The organism is Huijunlia imazamoxiresistens (assembly GCF_037132455.1).
GTDB lineage: Bacteria > Bacteroidota > Bacteroidia > Chitinophagales > Chitinophagaceae > Flavisolibacter > Flavisolibacter imazamoxiresistens.
On the sequence record NZ_JBBBEI010000024.1, the window covers coordinates 20,794 to 36,028 of the forward strand.

Genomic DNA, 15,235 nt, shown 5'->3' on the forward strand with positions numbered 1-15,235 from the left:
GGAAGCGCATAATGTCCAAATAGAAGGCATTATGCAATGAATTCTGACAAGAGCCCAATGGAAGGAGCACTGATATGTAACGGTGGTGCTAGAAGTCCAATTTCGAAGGAAAAAATTAAAATGTTTCTTAAGTTACTTGATACTATAAAATAGTGTATATGAAGTTTGCAATTATAGGATTGTCCTTCCTTATTTTATTCAGTTGTAGTCCTAAACCATATAAAGTAGTGCAAAGTGCAAAAAATGAATATAATGCTAGTTCCAACGGAACGCTAATATATCTTCAGAGGAAGATAAATCCACTAAAGTTAATTTTTAAGAGGCTTGATAGAAAGATTGACGAAGAAAATTTCGTTTTTATTTTTTCTTGGGTTAATCACCTGCCTATAGCAGGTACAAATGATTTTCGTGCGTTGTTTGTGGACAATGGCCGAAATAAAAAGCGTTTTTTCTATAATAAAATTGAAGCTCCGAAGACAGTTTATATGGTAACAGATAACTCGAATTTTCGTGATTTAGATTTCATTTTGGGTAAGGTTTTGGAAGGGAAGGTCGAAGATTTAGCATCTTTGCCACCGAAGTTTTCATCTGCTGAAGTTGGAGAGCAATTTTATGTTTTTGATATAAAAAATGGTAAGGCTAAGGTATATATAATAAAAAATTTCTTTCTTGACTAAGACATCGTTTTAAGAAAAAATAAGGTTTCTCATTGCTGTCTATGTTGATTGATAGGGATGGTTGTCCAGGTGCTTCCCGTTTTCCTGCATTCCATCGGGTAAGTTTATGGAGGGAATTCACCCAATTCATGGTTAATCCCTTTCGATACAACGCCCCCATTCCAGGACTGTATCGCTGATCGCAAAAAAAATATTTCCCCCTCCGGTTCCCTTTTTTCCCTATATTTGAATTCATGAGTCAACAATCCCATACTATTATTTCTGTCGTGGCAGCCGCAATGGATACGCATTGACGGGAATGTAGTACAGTATAAAATACTGAGAGCCCGTCCAATCTGGACGGGCTTTTTATTGCAATAAACCATGAATACAATTCACTTACCTATCCAACGCATAGCGGTCATTCTGGCGGCCGTCGCAGCACCCACACCTCTGTCGGGTTAGGATATGTATTGCCACAACTTTTGGAATTCATAGCCTCCCGACCCCGGGAGGCTTTTCTTTTTTTATCAAACCTGAAAACATATGCAACGAACAAAAACGCAGGAGATCTTTTCCTCCAGGGCCCGAAATGTTCCTCCTTCTTTCATCCGGGAAATTCTCAAAACGGCTGCGGACCCCGGGGTGGTGTCTTTTGCCGGCGGACTGCCCAACGCTTCCTTTTTTCCTGCAGAAGAACTGCAGCATTGCACCGAACGGGTCTTTGCCCGGTACGGCCGGCAGGCCCTTCAATATTCCGCCACCGAAGGGTACCTGCCCCTGCGCGCCTGCATTGCCCGCCGTTATAAAGAAACAGCCGGGTTGACCATCCGTCCCGAACAGGTCCTGATCACCAGCGGCTCCCAGCAGGCACTGGACCTGGCAGGAAAACTGCTGGTGGAACCCGGCGACGGCATTCTGCTGGAGCGGCCTACCTATTTGGGAGCCCTTCAAAGCTTTTCCCTGTTTGAGCCCCGCTGGCACGAAGCCACCCTGCTGCCGGACGGAATAGCCCTTGAAGAATTATCCGGCCAGCTGGACCGGCACCCCATCAAGTTGTTTTACTGCATTCCCAATTTTCAAAATCCTACCGGCATCCGCTACAGTATGTTTAAACGGGAACAGGTGGCTGAAGTGGTGGGCCGCCATCCCACCCTGATCGTGGAAGATGACCCTTACGGGGACATTTATTTTTCCGGCTCACCTTTGCCGCCCATCTATTCCTTCCTGCCGGAACAGACGATCCTCCTGGGATCGTTCTCCAAGACGGTAGCACCCGGCCTGCGACTGGGTTGGATGGTGGCGAGCGAGGAGATCATTAAAAAGCTAACCGTGCTCAAACAGGCGTCGGATCTGCATACCTGCAACCTTACCCAATACCTGCTTCATGAATTTTTGGAGCAATACAGCCTGGATGCACACCTGGAGAAAATCCGGGCCGTGTACCGAGGGCAAATGGAAGTGATGCTGCAGTCCATTCAGCAGCACTTTCCTTCAGAGGTAAGCTGTACGCGGCCCGAAGGAGGCATGTTTGCCTGGCTGCGCCTGCCGCAGGGCATAACGGCAAGAACCCTGTTGGAAAGGGCCATGGAGGAGCGCATCGTGTTTGTTCCCGGGGATTCGTTCTATGCCAGCCGCCCAGACGGTCAAACCTTAAGAATGAATTTTTCCAACCTGGCCGCCGGCCGCATGCAGGAAGCCCTGGCAACCCTGGGCAGACTTTGTTACTGAGGACCTGAAAGCCCTGAGGACGAAATCCGGCCCATTGGCCTGCCGTTACGCCACAACAGCCTTTCCTGTTCGGGAAAGGTTTTGTGGTTTGTGCCGCCTTGGGTATGCCCGTCGGCTCTTGCCGCCAGCAGCGCTCGCAACACGGAGAGGAGTTAAGCCTGTCGGCAAACCCTGGTTATTTTTCGGCACGAGGGACTTTAGGTTTATCCATAAACGAGTAGGTAATAAAGGCAGAGCTCCGCGAAACCGAAACCCATTACCGGAGTAGTAGCCTGCTAATGGGCAATTCCGGTTCCATAAGTCTAGGCTGCAGCTTTCTTCCTGGGCAGTTTTGGACGCAGGACATTTTAAATTTCAGGGATAGTTTTATATTTACTAATAAATTTAGCATTTGCCCTATTTTAGAATTGTAATATGGACCAGTCAGCGGCGGGAGCCTTTCATGGGGATCCGGCAGATCGAGAACTACAATGTTGATGCGGTGCACCAGATCATGCGGGTGAAGGCAGAAGAGACTTATGGGCGGGATTTTATTGATGTGGAGGTGCAAATGCTTTCTAAGGTGAGTGCTGCGGTAAAAAATTACCTGAAAGAAATTCGGAAGAAAAGGGAGGCGAAAAAGTGGGGGCCTTCTGCTCCATCCGCACCAGTTGGTAGACGCAGGGATAAGGACAAAGGCAATGAAAATATGTCACTTGCCAAGCGAATGGGTAAAGAATAAAAGGTTGAATCCATTGCCTGGCCGGTGGTTAACGGTATCAACCCGCTTCATTGGCGTAAGCAGACGAGCAGCGACATGCTGTTCCCCGTGTGTTTAAGAAGTTGGCTAATTTATATTGGGCTCCTGATCCAAAATGATGGAAAAGGTGATTGCCTGGCGGACCAGGTCCGGGTAGGCTTCGATAATGATTTCCACAATGCTTTTCCTGCCGAACTTTTTTCTCAGCTTTTCTACGTCCCTTTTGGTTTCCCGGATGGCCAGCACATCCAGTATCCGCACCTCCCTGTTAGGTAAATACCGTTCAATTTCCTCCCGGCTGACATCCTGGAGGTTAAAGGACTCCTGGTGCTCCCAAAGGAACGGGGAGAGGACGGTTTCGCCGGCTTCCCTGGAATGAGGGTTTTTACTCTTCAATTGGGTCCTTGCGGATTCCTCCATATCCACCGCCAGGGAAGATAGGAAATGGGAAAAGATGTTTTCATCTCCTTGCTCCTTGCTTAAAGCATTTGCCTGCCATTCGGCCGTACCGGCGATTGCAAATAAAAAGAACTTGGGAGTGATTTTCAGTTGTTTAGCCTCTTCCATCACAGTATCCCTGAAGGTTCTGTACGCATCCATATTTTAAATTTAAATAAATTCATTATATATCGTGCTTTTTCGTAAAAATCTACCGCCAGAACATTCGCAGGAAAAGGGGGGCAAATAAGTGTGGACCCTCTTCTGCCTCTGCACCAGTTGTAAAACGAAGGGATAGGTACAAAGGCCAGGAAAATATTCCTCTTATCAAAAAAATGGATAAAGAATAAAAGGTTGAAATCTTTTCCCTATAGGCGTACCTCTTATTAAGTAAATGCGCCCATAGCATTACTTAAACTGCACCAAGGGGAAATACTAATCGTTGGCCGGCCAAAATTTTCTCGTAAAATTCTGCCGTGTTCGTGTCCTGTTTTAGCGGAAGTACTGTTGCTTTTACCGAAACAGTAGCCGGGACCGCTGGCCCTTTCTGGTAACTTTGTATCCTCGGAGCAGGCAATTGATGGGAACAGCCTCCTTCTGTCGGGTTTCGCCCGGGCAATTGGTAGTGGATAAGACTTTTACCCTGCTTTTTGCTTTTATTACCGGCAAGGGAAGGGAAACTAACTTACTTAAAATGAAAAAGACCACTATTATACTGGCAGATCACCAGCAACTGATGCGGGAAACCTTTAGCTATATATTGAGAAGTGAACCCCAGATTGAAGTTTTGGCAGAGTGCACCGGAGCTCTGGAGGCTGCTGAACTGGCCCGTAAACTGAGGCCGGACATTATTTTGATGGACCTGCATATCCCGGGGATGGATGGCGTGGAAGCCGTTCGCCGGATTGTGCGGGAACAGCCGGAAGCAAAAGTCGTGGGCATGTCGCTGAATTACGACCGCTGGCAGGGAAACAGGATGATCGAGGCCGGTGCACGTAGTTATGTTACCAAAGACTCGCGGGCGGAAATGCTTGCGGCCATCGGGGAAGTGGCCGCAGGCCGTAAGTATGTTTCCCGCGGAGCACTATGATCAAACTGGGAGTGGGTAGGATACAATTTTGACGAAGCCTGTTCTCGCTTTTTAAGCAGGCAGCAGCACCTGGAACGTGGCCCCTTTTCCCGGTTCTCCCTGCGCCCGGATCAGCCCTTTGTGGTTGGCCACTACCTTTTGCACAATGGCGAGTCCTACACCCGTGCCCTCGTACTGGCTCCGCCCGTGGAGCCGCTGGAAAATCTGGAAGATCTTTTCGGCGTCCTGCTGCTCAAAGCCGATGCCATTGTCGGCCACCTCTACCAGGTAATAATGACCGCTACTACTGCCGTTACCCGGCAGTTCGTTAAGTAATGGGTTTCCTTTCTCTACCGCCCGGCAGCGGACTGAGATTTCCGGGGGAACATTTTCCTTTCTGTATTTCAGGGCATTCCCGATCAGGTTTTGGAACAATTGCCGTAGCTGGGTGGGGTCCCCCTGGATCTCGGGTAGCTCCTCCACCTGTACCCGGGCGTCGCTCTGCTGGAGAGCTGCCTCCAGGTCCTGCAGCACTTCGCCCACGATCTCCCGGAGCTGCACCTTCCCAAGCCGGTTGGGTGCGACACTTACTTTGGAGTAGGCCAGCAGGTCTTCGATGAGCCGCCGCATGCGGACCGCCGCATTGTCCAGCCGATGGAATAAACGGATGTCTTCCTCTCCGGCATTAGGGGCAAGGACTGCTTTCAGCCGCTCGGAAAAGTACAGGATCTTGCGCAGGGGCTCTTGGAGGTCATGGGAAGCGGCGTAAGCAAACTCCTCGAGGCTGCTATTGGACCGCTTCAGTTCTTCCACCGACTGCTCCAGCTGCAGCTGCAGCTGCTTGACCGGTGTGAAGTCAGAAAAAGTGACCAGGAGTTCCGCTCCCAGGCGCGTGCACATCAGGTCGATCCATGCGTCAATACCTTCCATGTTGTAATGGAAGTCGAAGCGGTTCACCTTGCCGGTCTGGTATGTATCCCGGAACTGTTCAAAAAGCCCGTTGGTTCTATAGCCCGGGAACCAGTTGCTGCCCGGTTCATCCATCAGTCGGTCCGCTTGCTGTCCCAGGTAGTCGGCAACCGCCTGGTTCACCAGGACAAAACGGAAATCAATAATGGCGCCCTGCTCATCTTTCAGGGGAGTAGCTGTAAAGATGCCGGTCTGCGCCCGGTTAATGATGGTTTGCAGCCTTTCGGCGGACTGCTCCACCGCTATTTTAGCTTCCTTCAGGGCGCTGATATCGGTAAGCACGAAGAGCAGCAGGCCCGAGCTCATTTTGGAAAGTGTCACCTCCAGCCATTTGCCGGTGGCTTCCCAGTACACCTCCGTGTGCCGGGCAATACCTGACTCCCAGGTTTCCAGACTCAACTTTAATAACGTGGACGACCAGTAATGCGGGGCCAGTTGGGCCGCCGTGCGGGACAGCACAAGCTCCCTGGGGATGCCGGTCATCCGGCTGGCCGCCTCGTTGGTCAGCAGGACCTTGAGGTCTGCCAGCTGGCTTTCTCCTGTGTGGAATACTTCTCCTACCGAGATACCGCTGGAAGAATGCATCAGGATGCTCTCCAGGAGGCTGCGCTGCTGCTCGATGTGTTGGGCTGCATGTTTTTGGTCGGTAATATCCGTAAAGGTGACCAGAATGCCTTCCTCCAGCTTAACGGTAGCCACCTGGTACCAGCTGTCCTGGTATTCCGTCCGGTAGTGAAACTCCTGCCTTTCCGCACTGCCGGTCTGGAAAACGCGGCGGTACATCTTAAAGGCGCCGGAGTGGCGGGAGGCAGGAAAAACGGAGAGAAAGGATTTTTGAAGCACCTGATCTTCGGAAAGGCCCAGCAACTTGCTAAAGGCCGGGTTAATGCGGGTGATGAGAAAGTCCTGGACATTTCCCACGGGGTCCGGGAGCGCCCTTGCCACAAAAATGCCGTTGGGAGAAACCTCCAGGATGCTGTCCGTCAGGGCCCGCTGGTGGTGCAGTTCCTCAATAATGCGGTTTTCCTCGGTTACATCCTGCAGAATGGTCAGCACGCCGTCCCGGATGCGGCCGCGCAGGCTCTTAAAATAGCGCCCAACCAGCGGGTTAAACAGCACCGAAGTGGCCTTTTCGCCGCTCTGGTACACAGCGGCCATTTGCCGAAGAATCACCGCCCTGGTTTCCTCAGGCAGGGCGGTGAGGGTGGAAAGGCGGCGCCCCACCAGTTCAGCGGGCGTTAGACCGAGGGTTGTACTACCCACTTCGTTGCTGTAGGCGTACTCAAAATCCACAGGAAGCGGACTTTGGTGTGCGAAGACAGGGCGGGCCCACAGCAGGCCCTGCGGCTGCGTATTGAAGAACTCCTGAAAAAGGCTCGGGTCGTTGAATTTTTCCTCCATGGTTTGTAAGAATAGGAAAATGTAGAAAGATTTTGCATACCCCAGGGCCTTTTCTATATAGCATTCACAGCATGGTATGCCTTTGATGCAGGAACATAAAAACCGATTTTTTTTACCAGGAACCCGTCACTTTTGAGCAGTTCGCAAACCTCTTCTACCAGAGAGCTTTCCTCCGGCGGCAGCTCTGAACACCACTCATCAATGGGATCGATCTTTGCCTCTTTTACGGCATGCTGCAACAACTTGTAACGCAGGACTTTTTTAATCATGCATTATTGTTTTTATGCATAATATACATAGTTTTTAGGTAAAAGAAGCATCCGCTCCAGTTTAGCCGCCCTGGCCATAACGGGCTGATAAACTAATTTTAGCCTGAATATAATAAATATATTAAATTAGTAAATGTCTTGGCAGTAGGCTATTGTAGTTACAGCTCGCTGCCAGTACGCGTAATGTGAAATTTTACGTTAACCCTCCAACCGGCGAACAGATAGTAAACAAAATGCAGACAATATTAGGAGCCAACGGGCAAATTGCAGAAGCATTAGTAAGGGAATTGCACAGGAATTATACCACTGACATCCGGCTGGTAAGCAGAAATCCTAAAAGGATAAACGACACAGACCAACTTTTTCCAGCAAACTTAATGGACGCAAAGGCAACGGACAAAGCCGTGGAAGGCAGCGCCATCGCTTACTTGACCGTCGGTTTGCCGATGGACGCACAAATGTGGACGGACCAGTTTCCTGTAATGATGAAAAATGTCATGGAAGCCTGCAAAAAACACCAGTGCAAACTGGTGTTTTTTGATAACACGTATATGTACGCCAAAACCAGCGAACCGCAAACGGAGGAAAGCCCCTTTGTTCCATCGGGTCAAAAATCCGCTGTGAGGGCACACATTGCAGCAATGTTGTTGGACGAAATGAACCATAAAATTATTGAAGCCGTTATTTGCAGGGCCCCCGAATTTTATGGGCCGGGTAAAACGCAAAGCATCACCAATTCTTTAATTTTTGAGAATATCAGGCAAGGAAAGAAATTAAAAGTTCCCATTAAAGACAACACATTACGCACCCTGATTTGGACGCCCGATGCAAGCCGTGCCATGGCGTTAATTGGCAATACGCCGGATGCGTACCAGCAAACGTGGCATCTGCCCTGCGATGACAACAGGCTTACGTACAAACAACTGATTGGCCTTGCTTCAGAAATTTATCGGAAAAAGTTTAGCTTTTCCGTAGTAAAAGGGTGGATGTTTCAATTAGCTGGTTTGTTTAATAACCAGGCAAAGGAATTACGGGAACTTTTACCACGTTATAAGTATGACAATATTTTCATTTCCGATAAATTCAAAAGAAGGTTTCCGGATTTCAAACTTACAAGTTACCAGGAAGGCATTACCGCAATAATGAACGAACAAAAACAAGGGTGATAAAAATTTTAAGTAAAGTTACCAGCGTTGCACGGTATGAAAGTTCGAAATAAACGTCCTTCAGAGAGAAGATCCTAACGGTTCGGGGCAAGCTACCTCTTCTGGACTGAGGTCTATCGATCCTGTGCTCTTGCCGTCCACGCACCCTGATTCCCTGGAAATGGATAACTTTAAGGATCCCGGCATTCATGAAAAAGGCGGACCAACTCACCATAAACCTGCAGGAGCTGCGCCATGGCGATCGGGCACTGCGTACGCTCACCAACCCGGTGAGCCGCCAGATCCTGCAGCTGCTCCATGATCGTGGGCAGGCCTGCGTTTCCGAGGTGTACCAGGCTCTTTCTCTTCGCCAGTCCGATACTTCCCGTCACCTCAGCGAGTTGCGCCATGCCGGCCTGGTCTCCGCAAACCCCAGGGGTCAATTTATTTATTATGCTGTTCATTACGTCAAGCTCCAGCGGGTAAATAGCGGTGTAGCAGAGCTGCTGCACTTCAGGCCGGGTAACAAAGTAGTGCGGGCTTGTGTTCCCTGCACTTATGGGTTAATTCCTGTCAGTAGGAAAAGAAGAAACATAAAGCCTCCAATCACCAGCCTGTCGGTACCCTTATCCGAGAATTGGCAGGTCCTTCCCTGTATTTTATTCCCGGTAAACTTCCCTTCGGGCCTTTTGGAAGGTATGGTGAAGCGTTCGTAGGGGAATGCGTTAGCTTTTTGGAAAAGACGCAATGAATGGCGAAAGGCTCTTAAAGGCAAAAGCCTCCTGTGGACAGGCGTATCACGGGTCGGTGATTCCTGAAATATTGATGTCCTCCAGATAGGGGTCCAGCGGGTCCGTGGAGGTAAAGGACCGGATACGGGCGAATTCGTATTGTTCCTTATCCTTATAAACTTCGACGTAAAACCCGTCGATCTGGAACAATAATATTAAATGTCGGTCATCCTCCCGGTGGGCCAGCCTTACGGCTCCGAATAGTAACCGAATCTTCTCCTCTTGACGCAACGCGTTAAACTCAAACAGGGTCATGCTCACCTCCCGGAATTTGGTTATTAGTGGACGGTCTTTTAGCCTTTATCTCGCGGTATATCAGCTGGCCGGGAACCGGCGCCGCTGATAACCAGTAGCCTGCCCAAGACCCGGCATCCCTTGGCGTAAGGGGCTTCCTGGTAGCTTAGGGACCATCCTTTGGGTTCCTTTCCTTCAAAAGACTGTGCCAACATGCTTCTTGCCGGAAGCTGGTGCAGTGAAAGGAAAGCAGCCTGAGGTCCTCCCTGTTGCCGGCGATGTTTGGCCACAGTGTCAGCGGCAGGAAATGGATTACTCCTTAATTGCCCTGATCGCCGAGGACGGAATGGGAAATCCTAAACCCGGGATTTGCCGAAAGGGCAGGGGGATTAAAATGGAAGGATTTCAGTGTCCCTCAAGGTTTCCCTGGCAGGTGGCGGGAACGGTTGTATTTCGAACTGGTTCTGCCTTTTATATGTACCAAGCCCCGCTACATTAAGGTCGCAACTGGGAATGGGGCTGTTCCCTTTTTCGGCCGGACAGGTGCTGCATTGCCAGGATGATCCCGCAAAGGGCCGAAAGACCAAAAAGAAATAGGGTCACGAGCGGTACGGTTTGCTCGAAGGTGCCATAGTTGTAGTGCCTGCGGTCCAGAGCAAAGAATATAAAAAGGGAAAGGATAGTCAGCAGGATGCCGGAAAGTTGCAGGACCGGCTTTACCCAGTGCTTTTTGGTGCCTTGGATTTTGTGACCGATATACAGGCAAAGGATGCCACCGACCCCTACCAGGGAATAAAGACCGCCATGCGGAAGGGCTAATAATAAATAAATAAGGTAAGGTCCGCCGAAAGCCTCTCCGCTGATCATAACCAGGCAAAAGGTAATGATCGTGGCCCGGGGGTGTCCTGCTATATAGAATGCGTTCATAGTTAATAGTTTTTGGTGCTGTTTTGTAACCGGTTCGGTCCTTGTCTGGCTTTATTGGAGCCTGGTCACCCGATTCGGCCGGCTAACTCTTTTATGATCCTGTAATAGAACAGGAACTTGGGGTCTTTCTGTTCCAGGTGAGCGGTGCCATGCCGCCGGCTGGAAAGCACCGACGTATGGTGGTGCAGGCCCAACAGCCTGCCCAACGCACCATCGGTAAGGAAGGTTTTCGCCGACACCAGGACAATGATGGCCTTCCGGATTTCGCTCAGGCAGACGTCCCCGTAGGTCCGGGCCGCCGTTTCCCCGTAGGCTTCCCCTTTTTTGTGTTCCATCCCCGGCGCGCAATTCTGCAATGTGTCCGGGGGCAAATGGAAATACCGTTCACACCTTGCGGCCAGTTGGGTAATGCAGTCGGCGCTGTATACTTCCGGTTCCCGGGGAAGGCCCGGGATGGCATAGGCATTCAGCAAGATCGGTCTTTCTTTCTTTTGGGTACCGGCCTGGCGGTCCAAGGCGGGGCCGGCCCTTTTGGTTCTGTTTCCCATAAAAAGCATTGATAGCGTTAGAAAAAATAGGAAGTCCGGGTCCTCAGTCGGCGAAAGCCCCCAGGACGCGGGCTTCAAGGGCCTCCAGGCGGGGGAGCGGCTTCAGGTTTACATTCCACCGGGTTAAACCAAAGGGAACCCGTACAAGAGCGCAGCGTCCCCGAAGGGTGTTGGTGCCCGGGCAGGGAAAGAGGTTGTTGTGTAGGCTGGCGCCCTCCATCGTTTGGTTTTCTGTTCTTATTTTCTTCGTTTTCATAATACAAATGGTTTTAAAGGTGAAAGAAAGGCTTTGGCGGTCCGGGGGCCAGCCGCAGGGCCGGGGCGGCTGGTCCGCCTTTGCGTGGGCTAATAAATGGTCCTGCGGATACGCAGGCCCTTGTTGAAGATCTGTTCCAGGTTTGCGAGGTAATCCTTATAGGTTACCTGCTTTTGGAGCTGGCCGGGGTCCTGGGAGAATTTGCGCACCAGTTCTTCCAAATCGCAAACGTCGGCGGAGAGCACCTTGCTCACGGCGATCACGAAGCTTCGGGTGTTCCAGCCGGGAAAGGCCGAAAAGCGGTGGCAGGCCCCGGCAATCTCCTCGGCTGCCCTCAGGTGCTTCACTTCGTAAGTGCCCCGGTGGAACAGGGCCATCAGGTCATCTCCTGCACCGCCCTCGCTTCCTGTTACCCCGTGGTACAGCAGGTTGAGCGCCACGCTGAGCGGGAAGCGGTATTTCTCCTGGAAGGCCTGGAGTTGACAGTAGCTTTTGAGGCCCTGTTCGATATAGCAGCGCAGGAAGTCGGCCGGCTTCCATTTTTCCTGAAGGGAATTGAGGCGGGCGACCTTGTCCAGCGCCACCTGCTCGCGGCGGATGATGTAGTACACCGGCTGGCCCGTCCTCCGGGCAGCCTCGAAGCGGTGCTGGCCGTCGATGATATCGAGGTGTCCGTTCAGGCCATGGGCCACGATGGGGAAGTCGGGCAGGAAGTTGATGCCGTGACGGATGTCTCGGACCATCTTTTTTATTTTTCCCTCGTTGAGGGCGCGGTTGCCCCGCAGCCGCCGGAAAAAGGAATAGTCATTGGTGACGAACACTTGTATATCACTGGCTATGTGTTCCATGGAAATTGTTTTAAGAGGTTTTGACTGGGAGTGGAGAAACCGGGGCTGGAAAAGCCCCGGTTTTTACAGTCTAATGCGAAGCATCTTCGGGTAGGGACGCTGGCTGTGGCTCCTGGACGGGAGTATTGTCCTGTTTTGCTTCCAGGGCCCTGATGCGGGTAGCTACATTCTCCTGCCGTTTTTGTGCTTTGCCGTTCTGCTCCTGCTCGATAGCCGCCAAGGCCTCGGGAATATATTCCTTGCACAACTCGTAGATGGCAGTCGCCTTTCCGTATTTTTCCCGGTCTGCTTCCAATTGTGAAACCAGGCTGTCGAAAAGGCTGCGGCGGACAAAGGCGTACAGCAGGCTGTTGTCCTGGAGTTCCTGCATTTTTTGAAAGAGGGCTAGTCCCCGGTATTCGCGCTGAATGCCCAATTGCTTATCCAGCCAGTCCTTCGATTCGTAAGCCGCGGCATTGTCAAAGAGGTGAAGGATCAGAGCCATCAACTCTGTCTGTAGCAGGGGAGCGGTATTGCCAAAAAATGCCTCGCATTCTTTTAGACCGGCGCAGGCCCGTTTGTACACCTTTTCCCGGTCCAGTTCCTGGTTGCGGGTCTCACGGTCCTGTAGGCGCTGCAATTCCAGGGAAAAGCTTAAGGTTTCGTTTGCCTCCGTTCCTTCCGGCAGCGCGATGCTTTTTTTGGGGGTCAGGATCACATCGATGATCTCGCCTTCCGAACTGCCGGCTACCACGAACGCCCGGCGCATCCCTCCCGACGCTTTCTTTTGGTTGTACTCCTTTAGTTCCTGCTTGTAACCGGCAACTTCGCTTTCCCATTCCCGCCGGCATTCCTGTTCGGCCTCGGCCCGCTGCTCTTCGTTGTAATCTTCATCCTTCGTCCAGGTCTCGTTTTCTTTGCGGTAATCTTCCCAGGTTCCCGGGTGCTGGGGCGGGTAGACCGGGGTAATGCCGAAGGTGTCGCGGTCCAGCACGGCGGCACCCAGTTCACCTGCCGCCTTTACTTTCGCTTTGTCCTCGTCATCCAGATAGTAACAGTTGGTCACGAATAACACCTCGGGGTCGGCCATGGTTTCCCGGATGGTTCTTTGGTAATTCCGAAAAGACTTGATTTTGTAGCACCACCCGTTGTGGCATATCCTGTTTTTGTTGAGTTCAGGGAACAGCAGTTTGTTGAAGGACGAATTGTGGGGGCAATGGTTACAGGCGCCCGCTTCCGGGTATAGGAGGGCATCTTCGGTAGGGAAGGGGGCGCTGTCCAGGTCATGCTGCTGCCGGTCCATGTAGTAATCCAGGTTGTCCAGTTGCCAGTCGGTGCGCTCCGCCCAGTCTTTGGGAATAGCACAGCTTTTGAGGATTTCCTTTTGGGCGTCCGGGGCAAACCGGCAAAGTTGCAGGGCTTCTCCCAATTTCATCCTTCCGTCTTCCAGCAGTACCTTGAATCCGGGGGCCAGGTCATTGAGTTTTAGGCGGGCAGCGACATAGGAGGGGCTTTTGCCAACCCGGAGGGCGATCTCTTCGACGCCTAGGCGGGAGTGCAGGTTTTTGAAGGCGGACGCTGCCTCCATGGGGCGGACGTCCTTACGCTGGAGGTTTTCGATAATTTGAAGTTCCAAAGCTTCTTCATCCGAAAGTTCCCGGATGGAGGCGGGAATGGTCGGGCGGCCAGCCGCCCGGGCAGCTCGCCAGCGCCGCTCACCCAGCACCAGCAGGTACACGGGCCTTTCTTTGCCGGTCTTTTTGGGGAGGGGCCGGTTTTGAGGGTAAGGGCGTATCATAATGGGTTGCAGGACTCCCTTTTCCTGAACGGAAGCGGTAAGTTCCTGCATGTCTGCCTCCGGGAAAAACTTACGGGGTTGGTTTGGATCGGGGAAAATATGTTCAACAGGTACCTTGGAAAAAGTTGCTTCGGCAGGGGTGGGGCCGGAGGGCGGAGTGGTTGGGGTTTCGTGGGGTAAGCCGGTATTGGTTTGCAGGGGCGTTTTTTTCTTATTCATAAAAGAAGCTTTATAGTGAAGAAATAAGAATAGCCAAACAAAAATTCCGGAAGTAAAAAGAGCTTATAGAGCCATTAGCAGAACGGGATATTGACAGGAGGTTTTATGTTGTAAATATACAAAATTTATAATTACAAACCAAGGAAAATCAATGATTTGTGGTGGTTTGTATGTAGGCGTGGTGTTAACGGGAACTTGCGCAGGATGCAATAATAACGGTACTGGTGATTAAATTTTCGGATGGTATTTCAGGTATTGATACAACTGGTTTCGGCTAACCTTGATCTTTACGGCCAGTTGGGTTTTATTGTATTTGCCTGTGGCGAAGAGCCGCTGTGCCTCTTTTGCTTTTTTCATAAATGAGGCAGTATGACCTTTTGTCCGGGTAGTGGGTACCCTGCTGGCTTCTGCCGCCTGTATATCAACTTCCATTAGGGAGAGCACTTTACTTCCTTTGACGGCCATCAGACCGGCAAGTTCCAGGAGTTCGCCTACTTTGAAATAATAGGGATCGTTTTTTATAAGTGGGAGAGACGTTCTTACGTTTTTGGCCAATGCCTTAGCCACTACTGTCTTCGGAACAATTTTGAAAATTTCCGAGAACCGGGTGATCTGCCCTGCTTTGATCTTTTGCCCGGCCAAAAGGAACCGTTCGTCTTTTGCCTGCATGGAGGGAAATTACTGAAAATTTGGGAATGTCTTCCCGGCGCTGGAGGGTGAACCGAGAGGGAAAAATATTCCTAACGGGTAGGCCCGTAACCAATTATGGCTGGTGGGGGTAACACTTCCCAAAAGAAAAAGGGAAAAAAGAAAGCCTCCAGCATCAGCGGCCGGGGCCCAAAGGGCAAAAAGGAAAAGGAATAAATCCGTGGATGGTTGCCGCTGCAAACCCTTGATGCAGCCGGTGCAGGATACAGCGCTCCAAACAAGTACCTCAGCTTTATGCCGGAAGCTTTTTGACCTTGCAGGCCCGGCCGCTACCTTTGCGTCTTTTTTTCCCTGTTCTTCTGGGTATGTCTTTTAAAATTTAAATTTTTTATAAAGTATATGGTGTTTTTCGCTTCAGCAAATGGGGGATCAAAGGATGGATGCCGCCAATGCGGAACTTCTTAGCTGCCATAAGTGACTGGATCAGGAAACTTGCCCTAATTACGGACGGCAGTTACTGCTCAGAGCTGCAATTTTCCTTCAGATGATTCCAGTGCCGCTACCAAGGCA

Annotated in this window: 16 protein-coding genes; 6 read left to right on the forward strand and 10 right to left on the reverse strand. The window is 51.0% G+C overall.

Annotated elements, in window-relative coordinates:
* Positions 1–158 precede the first annotated feature (158 nt).
* The 3 genes from V9K67_RS21825 (at position 159) to V9K67_RS21835 (ending at position 3,108) form a co-directional block, all read left to right on the forward strand.
* Entirely contained in the window at positions 159–677 is a 519-nt protein-coding gene (locus V9K67_RS21825) for a hypothetical protein (RefSeq protein ID WP_336726227.1), read from the forward strand.
* A 525-nt stretch (positions 678–1,202) separates the two neighbouring features.
* Positions 1,203–2,387, forward strand: a complete 1,185-nt coding sequence (locus V9K67_RS21830; protein WP_336726230.1) for an aminotransferase-like domain-containing protein — start codon at positions 1,203–1,205, stop codon at positions 2,385–2,387.
* A gap of 391 nt (positions 2,388–2,778) precedes the next feature.
* Complete coding sequence (locus V9K67_RS21835) at positions 2,779–3,108, forward strand: hypothetical protein (protein WP_336726233.1); 330 nt, start codon at positions 2,779–2,781, stop codon at positions 3,106–3,108.
* Between the two features lie 105 nt (positions 3,109–3,213).
* On the opposite strand, the gene V9K67_RS21840 is transcribed toward V9K67_RS21835, so the two are convergent.
* Positions 3,214–3,726, reverse strand: coding sequence for a hypothetical protein (locus V9K67_RS21840; protein ID WP_336726236.1), 513 nt, complete (start codon positions 3,724–3,726; stop codon positions 3,214–3,216).
* Positions 3,727–4,258: 532 nt separating this feature from the next.
* On the opposite strand from V9K67_RS21840, the gene V9K67_RS21845 reads away from it, so the two are divergent.
* Complete coding sequence (locus V9K67_RS21845) at positions 4,259–4,654, forward strand: response regulator (RefSeq protein ID WP_336726239.1); 396 nt, start codon at positions 4,259–4,261, stop codon at positions 4,652–4,654.
* 51 nt (positions 4,655–4,705) lie between these two features.
* Here V9K67_RS21845 and V9K67_RS21850 read toward each other — a convergent pair whose 3' ends face one another.
* Positions 4,706–7,003: an ATP-binding protein gene (locus V9K67_RS21850; protein WP_336726242.1), complete on the reverse strand. Its 2,298-nt coding sequence runs from the start codon at positions 7,001–7,003 to the stop codon at positions 4,706–4,708.
* Between the two features lie 53 nt (positions 7,004–7,056).
* Positions 7,057–7,272 (reverse strand): hypothetical protein, encoded by a 216-nt coding sequence (locus V9K67_RS21855; protein WP_336726244.1) that lies wholly within the window; start codon positions 7,270–7,272, stop codon positions 7,057–7,059.
* 233 nt (positions 7,273–7,505) lie between these two features.
* On the opposite strand from V9K67_RS21855, the gene V9K67_RS21860 reads away from it, so the two are divergent.
* Both V9K67_RS21860 and V9K67_RS21865 read left to right on the forward strand, forming a co-directional pair.
* On the forward strand, positions 7,506–8,438 hold the full coding sequence (locus V9K67_RS21860) for an NAD-dependent epimerase/dehydratase family protein (RefSeq protein WP_336726247.1): 933 nt from the start codon (positions 7,506–7,508) through the stop codon (positions 8,436–8,438).
* Between the two features lie 188 nt (positions 8,439–8,626).
* On the forward strand, positions 8,627–9,133 hold the full coding sequence (locus V9K67_RS21865; protein WP_336726249.1) for an ArsR/SmtB family transcription factor: 507 nt from the start codon (positions 8,627–8,629) through the stop codon (positions 9,131–9,133).
* Between the two features lie 81 nt (positions 9,134–9,214).
* Here V9K67_RS21865 and V9K67_RS21870 read toward each other — a convergent pair whose 3' ends face one another.
* The 7 genes from V9K67_RS21870 to V9K67_RS21900 all read right to left on the reverse strand — a co-directional run bounded on the left by V9K67_RS21870 (position 9,215) and on the right by V9K67_RS21900 (position 14,686).
* Positions 9,215–9,463 carry a hypothetical protein gene (locus V9K67_RS21870; RefSeq protein WP_336726253.1) on the reverse strand — a complete coding sequence of 83 codons (249 nt, stop codon included), beginning with the start codon at positions 9,461–9,463 and terminating at the stop codon, positions 9,215–9,217.
* A 474-nt stretch (positions 9,464–9,937) separates the two neighbouring features.
* Entirely contained in the window at positions 9,938–10,369 is a 432-nt protein-coding gene (locus V9K67_RS21875) for a hypothetical protein (RefSeq protein ID WP_336726256.1), read from the reverse strand.
* 65 nt (positions 10,370–10,434) lie between these two features.
* Positions 10,435–10,917 (reverse strand): hypothetical protein, encoded by a 483-nt coding sequence (locus V9K67_RS21880; protein ID WP_336726258.1) that lies wholly within the window; start codon positions 10,915–10,917, stop codon positions 10,435–10,437.
* 43 nt (positions 10,918–10,960) lie between these two features.
* Entirely contained in the window at positions 10,961–11,173 is a 213-nt protein-coding gene (locus V9K67_RS21885; RefSeq protein WP_336726260.1) for a hypothetical protein, read from the reverse strand.
* Positions 11,174–11,262: 89 nt separating this feature from the next.
* Positions 11,263–12,021, reverse strand: coding sequence for a ParB N-terminal domain-containing protein (locus V9K67_RS21890; RefSeq protein WP_336726262.1), 759 nt, complete (start codon positions 12,019–12,021; stop codon positions 11,263–11,265).
* Between the two features lie 70 nt (positions 12,022–12,091).
* The gene (locus V9K67_RS21895) at positions 12,092–14,017 is read right to left on the reverse strand and encodes a ParB/RepB/Spo0J family partition protein (RefSeq protein ID WP_336726264.1); all 1,926 of its coding nucleotides are present in this window, start codon (positions 14,015–14,017) and stop codon (positions 12,092–12,094) included.
* A gap of 228 nt (positions 14,018–14,245) precedes the next feature.
* Positions 14,246–14,686 (reverse strand): hypothetical protein, encoded by a 441-nt coding sequence (locus V9K67_RS21900; protein ID WP_336726267.1) that lies wholly within the window; start codon positions 14,684–14,686, stop codon positions 14,246–14,248.
* Between the last annotated feature and the right edge of the window lie 549 nt (positions 14,687–15,235).